Annotated in this window: 12 protein-coding genes and 1 tRNA gene; 5 read left to right on the top strand and 8 right to left on the bottom strand. The window is 61.2% G+C overall.

Annotated elements, in window-relative coordinates:
* Positions 1 to 17: 17 nt before the first annotated feature.
* The gene (locus B2J86_RS08135) at positions 18 to 1,316 is read right to left on the bottom strand and encodes a Y-family DNA polymerase (RefSeq protein WP_173025189.1); all 1,299 of its coding nucleotides are present in this window, start codon (positions 1,314 to 1,316) and stop codon (positions 18 to 20) included.
* A 27-nt stretch (positions 1,317 to 1,343) separates the two neighbouring features.
* Positions 1,344 to 1,793, bottom strand: coding sequence for a LexA family transcriptional regulator (locus B2J86_RS08130; RefSeq protein ID WP_173025188.1), 450 nt, complete (start codon positions 1,791 to 1,793; stop codon positions 1,344 to 1,346).
* 36 nt (positions 1,794 to 1,829) lie between these two features.
* Between B2J86_RS08130 and B2J86_RS08125 the strand changes: the two genes are divergently transcribed.
* Positions 1,830 to 2,519 carry an SOS response-associated peptidase family protein gene (locus B2J86_RS08125; RefSeq protein WP_173025187.1) on the top strand — a complete coding sequence of 230 codons (690 nt, stop codon included), beginning with the start codon at positions 1,830 to 1,832 and terminating at the stop codon, positions 2,517 to 2,519.
* A gap of 177 nt (positions 2,520 to 2,696) precedes the next feature.
* Here B2J86_RS08125 and B2J86_RS08120 read toward each other — a convergent pair whose 3' ends face one another.
* Both B2J86_RS08120 and B2J86_RS08115 read right to left on the bottom strand, forming a co-directional pair.
* Positions 2,697 to 3,176: a hypothetical protein gene (locus B2J86_RS08120; protein WP_173025186.1), complete on the bottom strand. Its 480-nt coding sequence runs from the start codon at positions 3,174 to 3,176 to the stop codon at positions 2,697 to 2,699.
* Positions 3,173 to 3,559 carry a helix-turn-helix transcriptional regulator gene (locus tag B2J86_RS08115; RefSeq protein ID WP_173025185.1) on the bottom strand — a complete coding sequence of 129 codons (387 nt, stop codon included), beginning with the start codon at positions 3,557 to 3,559 and terminating at the stop codon, positions 3,173 to 3,175. The genes B2J86_RS08120 and B2J86_RS08115 overlap by 4 nt, the downstream gene beginning before the upstream one ends.
* Before the next feature lie 180 nt (positions 3,560 to 3,739).
* Between B2J86_RS08115 and B2J86_RS08110 the strand changes: the two genes are divergently transcribed.
* Genes B2J86_RS08110 through B2J86_RS08095 form a run of 4 tightly spaced genes read left to right on the top strand, consistent with a single transcriptional unit; the run spans position 3,740 to position 10,875 of the window.
* Positions 3,740 to 5,482 (top strand): class I SAM-dependent DNA methyltransferase, encoded by a 1,743-nt coding sequence (locus B2J86_RS08110; RefSeq protein WP_173025184.1) that lies wholly within the window; start codon positions 3,740 to 3,742, stop codon positions 5,480 to 5,482.
* Positions 5,479 to 6,801: a restriction endonuclease subunit S gene (locus B2J86_RS08105; RefSeq protein ID WP_173025183.1), complete on the top strand. Its 1,323-nt coding sequence runs from the start codon at positions 5,479 to 5,481 to the stop codon at positions 6,799 to 6,801. The genes B2J86_RS08110 and B2J86_RS08105 overlap by 4 nt, the downstream gene beginning before the upstream one ends.
* Complete coding sequence (locus B2J86_RS08100; protein WP_173025182.1) at positions 6,798 to 7,664, top strand: GIY-YIG nuclease family protein; 867 nt, start codon at positions 6,798 to 6,800, stop codon at positions 7,662 to 7,664. The genes B2J86_RS08105 and B2J86_RS08100 overlap by 4 nt, the downstream gene beginning before the upstream one ends.
* 31 nt (positions 7,665 to 7,695) lie before the next feature.
* Entirely contained in the window at positions 7,696 to 10,875 is a 3,180-nt protein-coding gene (locus tag B2J86_RS08095; protein ID WP_173025181.1) for a DEAD/DEAH box helicase family protein, read from the top strand.
* Between the two features lie 374 nt (positions 10,876 to 11,249).
* On the opposite strand, the gene B2J86_RS08090 is transcribed toward B2J86_RS08095, so the two are convergent.
* The 4 genes from B2J86_RS08090 to B2J86_RS08075 all read right to left on the bottom strand — a co-directional run bounded on the left by B2J86_RS08090 (position 11,250) and on the right by B2J86_RS08075 (position 16,728).
* A complete protein-coding gene (locus B2J86_RS08090; RefSeq protein WP_173025180.1) occupies positions 11,250 to 13,325 on the bottom strand; it encodes a hypothetical protein in 2,076 nt (691 codons plus the stop codon).
* Positions 13,326 to 13,745: 420 nt separating this feature from the next.
* Positions 13,746 to 14,678, bottom strand: a complete 933-nt coding sequence (locus B2J86_RS08085; protein ID WP_173025179.1) for a hypothetical protein — start codon at positions 14,676 to 14,678, stop codon at positions 13,746 to 13,748.
* 955 nt (positions 14,679 to 15,633) lie between these two features.
* A tRNA-Thr gene (locus tag B2J86_RS08080) sits at positions 15,634 to 15,709 on the bottom strand.
* Between the two features lie 11 nt (positions 15,710 to 15,720).
* Positions 15,721 to 16,728 carry a class 1 fructose-bisphosphatase gene (locus tag B2J86_RS08075; RefSeq protein WP_173025178.1) on the bottom strand — a complete coding sequence of 336 codons (1,008 nt, stop codon included), beginning with the start codon at positions 16,726 to 16,728 and terminating at the stop codon, positions 15,721 to 15,723.
* Positions 16,729 to 16,742 lie beyond the last annotated feature (14 nt).

Below are 16,742 nucleotides of genomic sequence, written 5' to 3'. Positions count from 1 at the left end.
GGACCTTTGTCTAGCTATCAGGCTCTCGCTATCGGCACATCCTCCCAGCGCGTCGTGTACTGAGGCGTGCGCCGCTCCTGCTTCATCCCCCAATGCTTGTCCTTGTTGGTCGCCCCGGTGCTCGCCGAGTGCACAGTGCCCTTGCCATACCTTCCGTTGAGCGCGTCGAGCGCCACCATCAGCTTGGTGCGGTCGCGCAGGTTGTCGCCCTCGAGGTCGAGCTCGCGCTGCAGCACGTCCGCCGGTATCAGGTCCAGCAGCATCACCCCGGCCTTGGCCATCGGGTAGCCGGGCTCATAGATGCGCCGCATGCCGAGGGCAGCAGCCGATACCAGGGTGCCGGTATCGGCCGTGGGGCGGCGCAGCGGCACGACGACCGACTTGTTGAACCTGGGGCCCGGCCGAAACGGCGAGGTGTGCGCGAACACCAGCAGCTGGCTTGCCAAACTGCCTTGCTTGCGCAGCTTCTCGGCCGCCCGGGAGGCGAACTCGCTCACGGCCTCCACGAGCGGCGCCAGCGCAGTGACTGCCTGGCCGAAGGCCCTCGTGCATGCAATTTCCTTCTTGGGCGCGGGCGCGTCGTCGAGCGCAATGCACGGCATGCCTTGGAGTTCTCGCACCGTGCGCTCGAGCACCACACTCCAGCGCCTGCGCACTGTCGCCGGGTCCATGCGCAGGAGGTCGAGCACGCTGTGCACACCGCCTTCGTGCAGCTGCGCCGCGATCCTGCGGCCCACGCCCCAGACTTCTTCCACCTGCGTGGCGGCCAGCACGTCGTCGAGGTCCTGCGCGGGCAGCGCCGTGAGGTTGCAGACCTGCGCGAGCTCGGCCGGGTAGCTGCCCGGCTTGCGCTCTGCGGTTTTTGCAATGTGGTTGGCCAGCTTCGCGAGCGTTTTGGTCGGCCCAACGCCCACGCAGCACGGGATGCCCACCCATTGGTGGATGCGGCTGCGGACGTCGCGGCAGCGCTGGGTCAGGTCGCCGCGCACCCCCAGCAGGCCAATGAAGCTCTCGTCAATGCTGTAGACCTCCTGCACCGGACCGAGGCCCGCAGCCAAGCTCATCATGCGGTCGCTCAGGTCGCCGTACAACGTGAAATTTGCGCTCAAAGCCACCAGCCCTTCGGTCTCTTCGAGGTGCCGCAACTGGTACCACGGCGCGCCCATCTTGATGCCCAAAGCTTTCGCTTCGTTGCTGCGCGCAATCGCGCAGCCGTCGTTGTTGCTGAGCACGATCACCGGACGGCCGTTGAGACTCGGCCTGAACACGCGCTCACAGGAGACGTAGAAGTTGTTGCCATCGATGAGGGCGTACATCGCGGTGCACTCGCAGGTGCTCTCGGGTCAGGAAGTCGGAAAGAGCTTCACGCAGCCACTGACCACACCCCACACCTCGATGGTCTGGCTGTCGCGCGGGATGATGTCGGGGTAGGTGGGGTTCGCTGCGCGCAGCTTGGTGCGGCCGCCGCGCTGGTAGAGGTACTTCACGGTGCACTCGCCGTCGACCATGGCCACCACAATGCAGCCGTGTTTGGGTCGGATCGCGCGGTCGACCGCGATGATGCTGCCGTCCTCGATGCCCGCGTCGCGCATCGAGTCGCCGCGCACGCGCCAGAAGAACGTGGCCTGGGGGTGCTTGACGAGCAGCCGCATGATGTCCAGGCGCTCGACCACGAAGTCGTCGGCGGGAGACGGAAACCCCGCGCGCACCGTGATGCCGCACAGCGGCAGCGCGAGCGCCGGCGCCGCCGTATCGAACGGCACGGGCAGCGGGGAATCCAGAAGGCTGTACATATTTACAGTGTATCCGCCAACTGCCAGAATAAGGGCATGTGCGTTTTTTACGACGTTCCGGGCCGCGAACAGCTGGCGCTGCACTTCGGGGCAGTGCCCGAGGGAGAGTGGCGCGACAAGATGAGCCCTCTCTACCGCGGCCCTTTCCTGCGCGCCAAGGGCGCGGGGCGCGCGCTCGTGGTCGGGCAGTGGGGCATGGTTCCCCCGAACTCCCCAACGCATATCCCCACAGGCCAGGACGGCAAGCGCCTGAGCACGGTCAACGCGCGGCGCGAAGGCATGGCCAGGTCCTGGACCTATGGCGGCCCCTGGCGCAAGGGGCAGCGCTGCATCATCGCGGCGCAAAGCTACGTCGAGCCGTACTGGGGCACGGGCAGGCACATCGCCTGGCAGTTCTCGCGCGCCGATGGCGCGCCCTGGGGCCTGGCGGGCCTGTGGAGTGAATGGACCGACCCGGCCACGGGCGAGGTGCTGCCCAGCTACACGATGGTCACGCAGAACTGCGACGACCACCCGCTGCTCAAGCTGATGCACCGGCCGGACCCCAAGCGCCCGCCGCACCTGCAGGACAAGCGCACCGTGGTGCCGCTGGAGAAAGGCGACTGGGACACCTGGTTGCATGCCACCGCGGCGGAGGCCGAGGCGTTGATTCAGGTGCCGGGCATAGAGCTTTTCGTGCATGGCCCCGTGGACAACACCCATCAAATCTTGCTGCCCGTGTCGTAGCGCGCATCGACGGCATTCCACGCCAGGCTCTGACTGCCGAGTACCTGAACGTGCCCAGTGGCTCTGGCCCTATAAGGATGGTTTTTCGCCGAGCCAGGAAAAACGGCGCCAAGGGCCACAGCAACACGCACGTCGGCATAAGGGGTGCAAGGTCCTTATCCCGACGTGGTGGGTGGATCAGTCCCCGCCCTCGTCCTCGTCCTCGCCCTCGTTCTCGCCCTCGGGTTTCATCGTCGCATCTGGCACGATCCACACCGTTGCCTTAGTCAGCTTCAGCGTAGACACCCGCGTGTCACCATCGAGCACTGATCCATACGCCTGGATGATGCGATGGCTCTCCCCGTCCACCTTCAGCAGTGCGTACATCGACAACACCGCTGCCTCCATGGAGGCCGCATGGCTGCGAAGGCTGGCCTGAAGCGTCTGCAGGACGTTGGCTTCGAGATGAGACTCGATGTTCAGTGCAGTGTCGTACGAGAGCTGCACGACTCCTTCCCGCACCAGCGCCATCAAGTTCGCCTTGCGCAAGCCCAGCTTGTGCTCCAGCTCTTCGTCGGTCCAACCGTTTCTGCGCTGCGCGTCGAGGATGAGTTCGAGGAAGGTCGGGTGCCGGAGGACAGCGGCTTTGTCCAGCGTTGGGCTCTGATTCTCTGTCATGCCACCACCAGCGTGATGATGGCGTCCCGGTCAAACATGAGGGGAACTGGCTCCTTGCCGGGGTTCACCTTGCGAATGGCCGCAATGAGCTTCTGCTCGCCCTCGCTCAGAACGAATTGTCCCAGGCAGAGCTCGACGGCGTGGAGCAGGTCTGGGTCCACGTCTTGCAGCAGCCGACGCATGACCAAGCTGGGGCTGATACCCAAGGCGCTTGCCAATGCGTGTGCCTTGCCAGCGGGCACCTTCATCTCGCCGGTCTTGAACAGCTGGATCACCGACGGCGCGTCGTATCCCAAGGCTTTAGCGAGCTCCTGGTCGGACACGCCAGCAACCGCCTGTTGATCTGCCAGCCACTGCGGCGTGGTTTGTACTTTCATCGTCATCTATACCTCCAGAAGTGCGGTCAGCAATGTGTGACCGACTGCTTTCATTACAGATCTCGATGGTTGGATCCCGGGACGGAAGAATGGGTCGCGCGGTCGCGCTGCGGGCGGGGTGCTGAGGGCGTAGCCGATCCGGGGCGCTGGCATACTGCCCGCAAACATTTCGCTACAGCTGCCTGCATGAACCAACAAACCCTGTCCGCTTTCATCTGGTCCGTCGCCGACCTGCTGCGCGGCGATTACAAACAATCCGACTACGGCAAGGTCATCCTGCCCCTCACCGTGCTGCGCCGCCTCGACTGCGTGCTCGAAGCCACCAAGCCCGCCGTGCTGGCCGAGCTGGCCGACAAGGAGAAGCTGGGCGTCAACCCCGAGCCCTTTCTGCTGCGCAAGGCCGGCCAGAGCTTCTACAACACTTCCACGCTCGACCTCCAAAAGCTGCTGGGCGACCCCGACCACATTGCGCAGAACCTGTTCAGCTACGTGCAGGCGTTCTCGCCCGCAGTGCGCGACGTGTTCGAGCGCTTCGAGTTCCACATCCAGGTCGAGCGCCTGGCCAAGGCGGGGCTGCTGTACCAGGTCGCCGAGAAGTTCACCCAGATCGACCTGCACCCCGAGGCCGTCAGCAACATGCAGATGGGCCTGGTGTTCGAGGAGCTGATCCGCAAGTTCGCCGAAATCAGCAACGAGACCGCCGGGGAGCACTTCACCCCGCGCGAAGTCATCCGGCTGATGGTCAACCTGATCTTCATCGAGGACGACGCCATCCTGAGCAAGCCCGGCGTGGTGCGCACCATTTACGACCCCACGGCGGGCACGGGCGGCATGCTCAGCGTGGCGGGCGAATACCTGGCCGAGCACAACCCCCAGGCGCGGCTCACCGTGTTTGGCCAGGAGCTCAACCCCGAGTCCTACGCCATCTGCAAGGCAGACATGCTGATCAAGGGCCAGGATGTGGCCAACATCGCCTTTGGCAACACGCTCAGCGACGACGGCCATGCGCACAAGCGGTTCGACTACATGCTCTCCAATCCTCCTTTTGGCGTGGAATGGAAAAAAGTCGAAAAGGAAGTGCGCAAAGAGCACGAGAGCCAAGGCTATAACGGCCGCTTTGGCCCCGGCCTGCCGCGCGTGTCGGATGGCTCCATGCTGTTCCTGCTGCACCTGCTCAGCAAGATGCGCCCCGCATCAGAGGGCGGCAGCCGCTTCGGCATCGTGCTCAACGGCTCGCCCCTGTTCACCGGCGGCGCGGGCTCAGGCGAGTCCGAAATCCGCCGCTACGTGCTGGAGAACGACCTGTGCGAGGCCATCGTCGGCCTGCCCACCGACATGTTCTACAACACCGGCATCAGCACCTACGTCTGGATCATCAGCAACCGCAAGCCCGCTGCGCGCAAGGGAAAGGTGCAGCTGATCGACGCCAGCGGCATGTGGCAGAAGATGCGCAAGAGCCTCGGGTCAAAGCGCAAGGAACTCAGCGACGCCCACATCGAGCACATCACCCGCCTGTTTGGCGACTTCGCCGAGGCCGAGCACGGTGGCCAGCCCATCAGCCGCATCTTTGACAACGAAGCCTTTGGCTATCACAGCATCACCGTAGAGCGCCCGCTGCGGGGCGAAGACGGGCAGATCGTGCTGGGTCTCAAGGGCAAGCAAAAGGGCAAGCCCCAGCCCGACAGCGCGCTGCGTGACACCGAAAACGTGCCCTATACCGAAGACGTGGGCGCGTATTTCAAGCGCGAGGTGCTGCCCCATGCCCCCGATGCCTGGATCGACCCCGACAAGACCAAGGTGGGCTACGAAATCCCGTTCAACCGGCACTTCTACGTCTTCAAGCCCCCGCGCCCGCTGGCCGAGATCGACGCGGAGCTGAAGCAGACCACCGACCGCATCCTGGACATGATCAAGGGGCTGTCGGCATGAGTTTTCCGCGATACCCGGAGTACAAGGACAGTGGGGTGGAATGGCTGGGGCAGGTGCCGGCGCATTGGGACGTAAAGCGTCTCAAATATAACCTTCGACTGTTGACGGAAAAAACCGATCGCAGGGCGAACCCTGTCGCGCTAGAAAACATTGAAGGCTGGTCTGGACGCTTCCTCCCCACCGAAACCGAGTTTGAAGGAGAAGGTATTGCCTTCGATAAAGGCGACATCCTTTTTGGAAAACTACGCCCATATCTCGCCAAGGCGCTGCTAGCTGAGACTGCTGGCGAGGCGGTGGGCGATTTTCACGTCATGCGTCCCGAGGCTGGCGTACATGCTCGGTTTGCCCAGTACGAAATCCTCAACCGCAGCTTCATTGACATTGTTGACGGCTCCACCTTCGGCTCCAAAATGCCTCGCGCAAGTTGGGAATTTGTTGGCTCCATGCCGCTGCCAACGCCGCCCTATGCAGAACAAACCGCCATCGCCACCTTCCTCGACCGCGAAACCGCCAAGATTGACGCGTTGGTAGCCGAGCAGGAAAAGCTGATCGCCCTGCTGCAGGAAAAGCGCCAGGCTGTCATCTCCCATGCCGTGACTAAGGGGTTGGACCCGAACGTGCCGATGAAGGACTCGGGCGTGGAATGGCTGGGGGAGGTGCCGGGGCATTGGGAGGTCAAGCAGATCAAGCATTTATTGAGTTTGTTGACTGACTACACGTCGAATGGCTCTTTTGCTTCGCTGGCAGAGAATGTCAGTTATCTCTCACAAGGTTATTCAAGGCTCGTTCGACTCACCGATTTACGCGACGATTTAAGTAATGATGGCATTTTCGTCGATGAAAATGCTCATCAATATCTCTCAAAATCGGAACTGTTTGGTGGCGAAGTGTTGATCGCAAATGTCGGCGCCTACGCTGGATACGCGTGCTTGATGCCCCGCGGCCATGGCAAGGCGACTCTTGGGCCAAATATGTATCTAATAAATTTCAACAAACAAAAAATCTCTAACGAATATGGACTTCTTTGTTTGATGTCTCCCGGGATTCAGGAGCAATTGAAGATCGCTTCAACGTCAACTGCCCAGCCAAAGCTAAACAAAGATAACGTGAAGTCTTGCACAACGGTGATCCCCCCCACCCTGGAAGAGCAAGATGAAATACTACGCTTTTTATCTATCCGAAACCTTGAAAGCGACAGGTTGATAAATGAGGCGCAGCACGCTATCAATTTGCTGAAGGAACGCCGCACCGCCCTGATCTCCGCCGCCGTCACCGGTCAGATCGACGTGCGCAGCCTCGCGCCCGTGGACACAGCATGAACACCACGCCAAAGACCATCCAGATCTTCCTGCCTGGCGGCGAACCCACTGGCATCCGCGTGGCCGAGATCACGACGCGCATCGTCCAGGTCATCGATGTGCCGCGCAAGCTGCTGCCCGACTTTCTCAAGATGCCCGAGAGCACGCAGGTCGGTGTTTACTACCTGGTCTCCGAGCCGGACGATGGCACCGAGCCGAAGGTCTACATCGGCCAGACCGGTGATCTCTGCACGCGCCTGAAAGAACACGACAGCCAAAAGGAATTCTGGGAGCGCGTCCTCGTGCTGATCTCCCGCACCCAGACGCTCACGCAAACCCATGCGCTGTTCCTGGAGTGGCTCAGCATTCAGACCTCGCGCAAGGTTGAACGTTACGTGGTGTCGAATCGCAATGGGGGCAGCCGCCCGCACACTCCCGCCCCCATGGAGGCGGACTGCTACGAAATCTTCGAGACCGGTCAAGCCCTGCTGGCCACTTTGGGGCATCCGCTGTTCGAGCCCGTAGCCCGGCCGGCCAAGGACACCAGCCCAGCCGACTATTTCTATTGCACAGCGGGCGGCGTAAATGCCAAGGGCCTGTACACACAAGAAGGCTTTGTCGTACTGGCCGGGTCGGTGGGTCGTAAGAACAACGTGCAATCCATCGTCGGCACCAGCGACGCTACCTTCCGCGACAAGCTCATTTCAGCGGGCGTCATGAAGGTGGAGGGCCAGACAGTGGTATTCACCAAAGACCACTTATTCCGATCCCCCAGCATGGCGGCCGTCGCCGTGATTGGACGCACGGCGAACGGCTGGCTGGAGTGGAAAGACAAGGATGGCAAGACGCTGGACGCTTTGAAGCGCCAGGCCATCGGCACCTGAACACAAAAACGACAAGCGGGAGGGAGAGGACGTGGCACTGCACAACGAGATCGAATTCGAGCACGACATCTGCAACCACCTGGGGGCCCACGGCTGGCTCTACGCCGTGCCGGGCACCGAGGGCGATGCGAGCGGCTACGACACCCCCCGCGCCCTCTACCCCGCCGATCTGCTGGCCTGGGTACAGGCCACGCAGCCGCAAGCCTGGGCGGCTCTGAGCAAGAACCACGGCGCCGCTGCCCCGGCCATGCTGCTGGACCGCCTGCGCAAGGCGCTGGACGACCGGGGAACGCTCGAAGTGCTGCGCGTGGGCATCGACCTGCTGGGGCTTAAAAGTCCGCTCAAGCTGGCGCAGTTCAAGCCCGCGCTGGCCATGAACCCCGACCTGCAGGCGCGCTATGCCGCCAACCGCCTGCGCGTGGTTCGCCAGTGCCGCACCGGTCACGACGACGTGATCGACCTGGTGCTGTTCTTGAACGGCATCCCGGTGGCCACCGCCGAGCTCAAGACCGACTTCACGCAGGACATGAACGCGGCGGTGGACCAGTACCGCTTTGACCGCATCCCCAAGCCCAAGGGCCGGCCGTTTGCCGAGCCGCTGCTGGACTTTCCACGCGGCGCGCTGGTGCACTTTGCGGTCAGCAACCGCACGGTGATGATGGCCACGCGCCTGGCTGGCCCTGCCACGCGCTTCCTGCCCTTCAACCAGGGCGACCATGGCGGCGCGGGCAACCCGCCCAACCCCCAGGGCCACCGCACGGCCTACCTGTGGGAACAGGTGTGGCAGCGCGACAGCTGGCTGGAGATCATCGGCCGCTACCTCGTCACCCAGCGCGACAGCAAAAAACAGGTGACCGGCTTCATCTTCCCGCGCTACCACCAGCTGGGCGCCACGCGCCAGTTGCTGACCGCCGTGCTGGCCGAGGGTGCCGGGCACAAGTACCTGATCCAGCACAGCGCGGGCAGCGGCAAAACTAATTCGATTGCCTGGACGGCGCACTTTCTGGCCGACCTGCACGACGCGCAGAACCACAAGCTGTTTGACAGCGTGCTGGTGGTCAGCGACCGCAATGTGCTCGATGCGCAGTTGCAAGAGGCGATCTTTGACTTCGAGCGCACCAAGGGCGTGGTGGCCACCATCAAGGGTGATGCGGGCAGCAAGAGCGGCGAGCTGGCCGAGGCGCTGGGCGGCAGCAAGAAGATTGTGGTCTGCACGATCCAAACCTTCCCTTTCGCCCTCAAGGCCGTGCAGGAGCTGGCCGCCACGCAGGGCAAGCGCTTTGCCGTGATCGCCGACGAGGCGCACAGCAGCCAGACCGGCGAGGCGGCGTCCAAGCTCAAGCAGTTGCTGAGCGCCGAAGAACTCCAAGACCTGGCCGACGGTGGCGAGGTGGGCACCGAAGACCTGCTGGCTGCGCAGATGGCGGCCCGCGCCAACGACACCGGCATCACCTACGTGGCCTTCACCGCCACGCCCAAGTCCAAGACACTGGAGCTGTTTGGCCGCCGCCCCCAACCTGACCAGCCCGCCGGCCCGGGCAACCTGCCCGCGCCATTCCACATCTATTCCATGCGCCAGGCCATCGAGGAAGGCTTCATCCTCGACGTGCTCAAGAACTACACTCCCTACAAGCTGGCCATCAAGCTGGCCAACAACGGCAAGGAGTGGGACGAGAAAGAGGTTGAGCGCAATGAGGCCATGAAGGGCCTGATGCGCTGGGTGCGCCTGCACCCGTACAACATCAGCCAGAAGGTGGCCGTGGTGGTGGAGCACTTCCGCGAGAACGTGCAACCCCTGCTGGACGGCCACGCCAAGGCCATGGTGGTGGTGGGCAGCCGCCAAGAGGCGGTGCGCTGGCAGCTGGCCATGCAGAAGTACATCCAGGACAACGGCTACAAGCTCGGCGCGCTGGTGGCGTTCTCGGGCGAGGTGAACGACCCGCAGAGCCTGCCCGACCCGGTGTCGGAGAACAGCACCGCGCTGAACCCGAACCTCAAGGGCCGTGACATGCGCGAGGCGTTTGCCACCGACGAGTACCAAATCCTGCTGGTGGCCAACAAGTTTCAGACCGGGTTTGACCAACCGCTCTTGTGCGGCATGTACGTGGACAAGCGCCTGGGTGGTATCCAGGCGGTGCAGACCCTGAGCCGTCTCAACCGGTCCTACAACGGCCCGTTCGGGATCAAGGACACCACCTACATCCTCGACTTCGTGAACGAGCCGGATGACGTTCTGGCGGCGTTCAGGACCTATTACGAGACCGCCGAACTGGCTGGCGTCACCGACCCGCATCTGGTCTATGACCTGCGCGCCAAGCTCGATGCTTCAGGCCACTACGACGAGTTCGAGGTCGAGCGCGTGGTGCTCGCTGAAATGAACCTCAAGGCCACGCAGGCCATGCTGGTGGCCGCGATCGAGCCCGTGGCCGATCGGTTGCTCAAGCGCTACAAGGCAGCGCGGCAGGCCCTGCAGAACGCGGAAAGCAGCGCCATCGTAGACGGTCCGGCAGCGCAGGCCGCCAAGGATGAACTGGCGGCTCTCACGCTGTTCAAGCGCGACTTGGGCACCTTTGTGCGCGTGTACGCCTTCCTGGGGCAGGTGTTCGACTACGGCAACACCGCCATCGAAAAGCGCGCCATCTTTTTCAAGCGCCTGCTGCCCCTGCTGGACTTTGGCCGTGAGCGCGAGGGCGTAGACCTGTCCAAGGTGGTACTGACGCACCACAGGCTGAAGGAACAGGGCCGGCGCAGCTTGGCGCTGCACGACACGGACGGTGAGTACAAGCTGCAGCCCCTGACCGACAGCGGCGCTGGCGCGGTGCAGGACAAGTTGAAGGTACTGCTGTCGGAGATCGTTGCCAAGGTGAACGACCTCTTTGAGGGCGAACTGACCGACGACGACAAGCTGGTCTATGTGAACCATGTCAAAGGCAAGCTGCTGGAGTCGGAGATTCTGGTGCAGCAGGCCAGCAATAACAGCAAGGGCCAGTTCGACAACTCACCTGACCTGGACAGCGCGTTGACGGACGCCATCATCGACGCATTTGACGCCTACACAACCATGAGCAAACAGGCGCTGGACAGCGAGAAGGTGCGCTCCGGGCTCAAGGCCATCTTGCTAGGGCCGGCGCAGTTGTATGAAGCACTAAGGGAGCGGGGGAGCCCGGCATTGCCGTTGCTGGCTGGCAGTGGCATGAGTTGCTCAAGTTGATATAACGCCCTGTTTTCCAACGGGTCAGTGTTTGATCAAATAGGAAGGGCTAAGTCGGCAGTGAGTTCTTACAAGTGGAGTACGAGCCCGACCGAGGCGGTGAGCATGGCGCGCTGAAGGCAGTTACTTGTTTGAACTTTTTCTTGGACAAGCACTGGGCCAGCATGCACTGACTCCAGGTGCGGATGCATAAAAGTTCTGCGTCTCATGCGGCGTTCTTGCGTTATCCGCCGGATGCAAAGAACTGCCTGATAGAGCTTGCGTTTCACCATGAATATCAAGATATAGGGTTGCTGACGCCAGGAGTGTGAAAACTCCCTGGCATCAGTGTGAAAGTTGAATCGGAACTGGTTTGCAGACTTCGCGCCTGCAACCTATGCAGTGAGCGCGCTGGCAGAAACCGACGCAACCGACCTAACCGACTCGATCACCTCCCAGTTCTCGGCGTTCCTTGTCTTGGCGGCCCGGCGCAGCCTGTAGGGACCGGCGATCTTGCCTTCATTCCGTGCAAGCCAGTTGCCGAGCTTGCGGGCGTTGATCGTTTCAGCGCCGCCGGCGGCCTCTGCAAGTGCATCCCGGAAATCATCAGCATCATCAAGATGTACCGCTGCTCGCACGACATCGCGAACCATCTTCGGTGAGCTGCCGTGTTTCTCACGCCAACCATGAAGGACGCGCCCGAGCAGCAGTTGTGCCGGGTCTTCCTTGAGCGCCTGGAAAACGCAGGACGCTGGGTCTGGCTGATCCAGCCACAGCAGGGGCTGACGACACCAGTCACTCCAGGCTGCATAGCTCGCCACTGATTGGCAGCTAGCCATGGGCTGGCCCGCCAAAACCCAGGCGCGCACGATAGTCAGGGCTGCTGCGATGTACTTGATGCGTTCCTTGCGGACCTCATCGAGAAGGTGAGGGCGCGTGTAGACCCGTGCTGCGGGTGTTTCCAAACCAGGGTCGAGATGGATACAGATGCACCGGCGCACCATGTCGTCGATAGGACGCACATTGTTGCCACTCGACAGGATCAGTGCCTTAGTCCCGACAACCACAGTGCGCGAGAGGCCCAGTTGGCGGCCCTCAAGATATTCAGAAGTCAGCGCTGAGCAGAGCTTGTCGAAGGGCCGCAGATCACTGGTGAGATTGTCGAATTCAATGACTGCAGGTGCCTTCATCAACTGGGCCAGGAGCAGTTTGTCGCAAGCATCGTTGCTCCGAGGGAAAGCCACTGGCGCACCAGGAGTAGCTGTGGCTACAGCACTGATGAGCTGGCACAAATACGACTTCCCTGAACCGGGTTGGTGGGCCATGACGTGAAACATCGGGGCCAAGGGGAGGCTCGAGCGAACGGCTGCTGTCAGCAGTGCTGACAGGGCTGCAGAGCGGTCCTCAGGCCCAGCAAATGCGCATTCGGACAGGAGGTCGTTGAGCAACTCCAGCGCGCTCATTGCATTCTCACGGGTTGGATGGTCAGGGACACCCAGCTCACCTGTATCGAACAACCCAAGCAGGCCCGTTTCTGGGTCGTAGCCTGGTGTGGTGCAGACAGTGGCGTCAGTGCGCAGGTGCGGCTGGAGCACCGTGCCCTTGAGAACCTTAAGCTGGCTGTACCTCCACGATTCTGCGAGGAGCCTGCAGACACGGGGGCATGGGTCGATTGCTGTCCAGCCGCCGGTGCGTTTGTCAAAACGAGACCATTTGCTCAGGCCGGCAAGCGTCACTACCAGACTTTGTCCGCTCATCTCCTGGATATGAACGGTCTTGGTCAGTGGGTCGAGCCTAATGCACACAACCCGGTCACCGCGTTGGTAGTAGTTGCCTGCCTGTGCCAGGATGCGCTCTGCTGCAGCAAGCGCCTCATGCAGTTGTCCGGGCTTGACTTGGATGGTTGGGAGGTCATGGGGCGTCTCTGATGAGACGGTGCACTCTGGCGAGCGGCCGTCAGACGCCCGCTCCTTTTCAGATGGGGCAGGTGAGTGCTCTGACGGGGTGAGCGCGGAGTTCTCGACTGCAGAAGTCGAGCCGACCTTGTCGTTCAGGCCTAAGTCCTTAAGCAACTCTTCGAGTTCCTGGGGGTCTTCTTCCGGAGGAAATCCTGGAAACACGACGGAGCGTGGATCGCGCATAGTTTCCTGCGCCAGGATCGCGCGATGAGCAGTTGCCAGTCCTTCATGTTGAGTTTTAGACGCTTCCGAATGGACATCATTTGCACCTGCAGCGTCCACCTCGTCTTCTGCGTGGCTTCCTTGGTAATCAGGGCCAACGTTTATAACGATCTGGTCGCCAGGAAGGCTGTAACTGGCCACGACGTCCTGTGCGGCCGTCAGGCTGCCGATCTCTTCTTCGGTGTCGGTCGCAATGTTCGTATCTTGCAGTGCGTTATGCGACAACGTTGGTTCTCCGAGCTGGTCGTCGCTGGACACTACGCAGTCGTCTTCAATGGTGAATTCATTCATATTGTTCTAGGTGTCGATTAAGGAGTAAGCACCAGGCGTCGGCCCGGGAACGATGTCAAACGCGGTGCTTGAAGTGGTTGTCATTGCTGGCGGGGGCACACCCGAGGAGGCTGCGGATGGCTGCAACAGGCCATGCAAGCCTGCCATTGACCCTGATGGGGCGAATGGGGCCGTCTTCGTAGCAAGCCCAAACACGCAGGGTCTGCGGTTGGCGGTTGAGGTGAAAGGCTGCGGTAGCGGTGTCCACTACGGTACGGGTCTCAACTTCAATGGGAGTCACGGTCTTGCGATTGGGCATGTTGAAGGGTTCTTAAACGTGATGACGAACGGAAATGAGGGGCTGATGTACGCGAGTTGTCAGCGCTTGTCTGGGAGGGAGATGAGGGCCCTAGTTAGGTAAGTCATAGCTGACTTATTTCATCAAGCTGAAACCCGCGTGGATACTCGTCTTCTCTCATTTGGGAACACCAGAAAACGCACGAATTTTTCGACGGCGAACGACCGCTCCAGGCGACCGAGGGCCTGCCCGATCCTGTCGTTGAGAGCGATGTCGCGTTTGAACACAAGGTTGGGCTTTTGGCGTTTTCCGCCCGGCAAAAAGGCACCAACTCCGATGCGCTCCCAGTGCGGCAGGTCGAGTTCGTTCAGCTTTGAGTGCAGCACGTCGAGGAGGGGCGTCCTGCGTGTTTTGCGTACCCTCCGGAGCCGCGAGCCACACACGTGAGTGAAATACGCCATGAGCTCTTTGCGGAACTTAAAACCGATCAAGTCCCGCACAGTCACCAAGCTGTGGTGGTTAAGGCCCACCATGTTCATACGAACCTCAACGCGAATGCAGTGCTGGTCCACCGGCAATGCTTTGCGCTGATCAGACCGCTTGAAGTAGCACTTGACCTGAACGCCATCGTTGCGGTGTCCGTTGAGCAGCTGCTGGAAAGCAGTTGGCACCCGATAGTTGTAGGGGATGGTCCTATTGAGGACGTGGTCGTAGGCGCCACGGAAACCGCTATTCGTACCGTCGATGAACGTCGGCATGAGGCGCTTGGCCACGAATTCGGCCTTGAAGGCTTTGAGAGCCTCGTGCTGGACTTCGGCCTTCAGCGGCTGGGCGGTGCGGATGTCAACGCTGACTTCCAGTTCGTCAATGAGGGCGAGCGGGAAGATCTCGGCCAAAGACTGGATATCCGCAGCCGTGGCATCGTGCACGGTCAGTTTGCCCGGAGACCTCCGAGGCCATTTTGCTTTGCCTTCGAGCGATGGCAGGAGCTCCTTCGTGAGGCCCTTGAGAGTTACGTAGTCGATGCTGGCAGTGAATCTGAAGTCACTGAGATCCAAAGGGGGCCTGGCGGTCATTTCGTCCTTTCGTTTGAGCCGGCTGAGTGCCGGAGAAAGGACTGTCGGGGCTGAGTTTAGGCCCGCGTCTCAAATTCAAACTGCATGAAAATGACGGACTGAAATCGCTGCGTTTGGTGTCAACATGGGGGCGGACCTTTCCCTGGTAAACGACGTTTTCGGCGGCTCAGGCCATACCGTTTGGCAAGGAAATCTGAAAGCCTTGCGTCGTTGTGTATAGAATTTGGCAAGTCCTTTTTACATGCAAGCTCCCACATTTCTGCTTTGTAATTTGCGAACCGACGTGTACCCGTTCTGGCCATCAAGTTGTAGACCGTTGTTCTTGTAGTCTTGCGTTGAATGCGTTCTTCTAGAGCGGCATGAGCCACGTCCGCAAAGCTCAGGTAGATGTCTTCGTGCCTTTCCGGGCCTCGATACATGCCAAGGCGCCATCGGGTGTGTATGCGAACGTACCGCTGGCAGACCATCTCCATGAAAGAGTCTTCTTCGTCGGCAGGAATCAGCTGATTTCTACGTCCACCCGGCGGTCGATCTTCCGTCTGCCTAGGCCGCTCCTGGATAAAGTTCTGCCGCTCCTTGGCAACCCATGTCTCGGACCGACCGACCAAGGCGGCCGTTTCTCTAAGGCTCAGCCCATGCAAGACTGGCAAGGCTACAGCGAGGGCGCGGCGAAGTTCGATAGTGGACTGCGTGGTCTTGGCAGTCTCGAGCGCCCGCTCGACAGCTGCGGGCGAGCCGCTTGGCTTTCTGCTCATGGTGCGTGACGAAACATGGTTGTTATCTGCACTGGATGCGCTATAGCCACACGCAGGCTAGCGTGATCCACCGGTCCTCGGCCCTTCCAGGGGGAGGGTGCGTTAGCGTGTGCATTAAAACGCTCTTACATCCACCGTTACATCGGTTTTGCCAATGAAAAAGCCCAGCTGGTTAGGCTGGGCTAAGTCTTTGTTTTTATTGGTGCCGGAGAGATGAATCGAACACCCGACCTTCTCATTACGAATGAGCTGCTCTACCGACTGAGCTACACCGGCGAAGTCTCAAATTATAGCGTCGAATGATAGCCTGTCACGCGTTCGACCTCATTTTTTGAACCCAAAATGACGCTGACGCGTTCGTGCAGCTGGGTTGGCTCGATGTCGAGGATGCGCTGCTTGCCATTGGTTGCGGCGCCGCCGGCCTGCTCGACGATCCAGCCCATGGGGTTGGCTTCGTACATCAGGCGCAGCTTGCCGGGCTTGTTCGGTTCGCGCTTGTCCCAGGGGTACATGAAGATGCCGCCGCGCGTGAGGATGCGGTGCACGTCGGCCACCATGCTGGCGATCCAGCGCATGTTGAAATCCTTGCCGCGCGGGCCTTCGACGCCTTGCAGGCATTCGTCGACATAGCGCTTGATGGGAGCGTCCCAGTGGCGCATGTTGCTCATGTTGATGGCGAATTCCTTGGTGTCTTCGGGAATGCGCACGTTCTCTTGCGTGAGCACGAACGAGCCCTGCTCGCGGTCGAGCGTGAACATGGCCACGCCGTCGCCCACCGTGAGCACCAGCGTGGTTTGCGGGCCATAGACGCAGTAGCCGGCAGCGACCTGCTGGTGGCCGGCCTGCAGAAAGTCGCCGGCTTCGACGCCGCGGTCGCCTTCGGGTTTTTTGAGCACGCTGAAGATGGTGCCGATGCTGACGTTGACGTCGATGTTGCTCGAGCCATCGAGGGGGTCGAACAGCAGCAGGTATTCGCCCTGCGGGTAGCGGTTGGGCACGACATAGATGCCGTCCATTTCTTCCGACGCCATGGCGGCGAGGTGGCCGCCCCATTCGTTGGCCTCGATCAGCACCTCGTTGGCGATGATGTCGAGCTTCTTCTGGATTTCGCCCTGGATGTTTTCGCTCTCGGCGGTGCCGAGCACGCCGCCGAGCGCGCCCTTGTTGACGGCCTGGCTGATGCCCTTGCAGGCGCGCGCGACCACTTCGAGCAGCAGGCGCAGCTGGGCCGGGATGAGACCGTCGATGCGCTGCTGTTCGACGAGGTAGCGGGTGAGGGAGATTCTTTGTGCCATGGGTTCTTTCGGTT

Origin of the sequence: Acidovorax sp. SRB_14 (assembly GCF_012932145.1) — a bacterium.
GTDB lineage: Bacteria > Pseudomonadota > Gammaproteobacteria > Burkholderiales > Burkholderiaceae_C > Simplicispira.
Note: the sequence above shows the minus strand (reverse complement) of the source record. Positions and strands in the feature narration are given on the sequence as shown.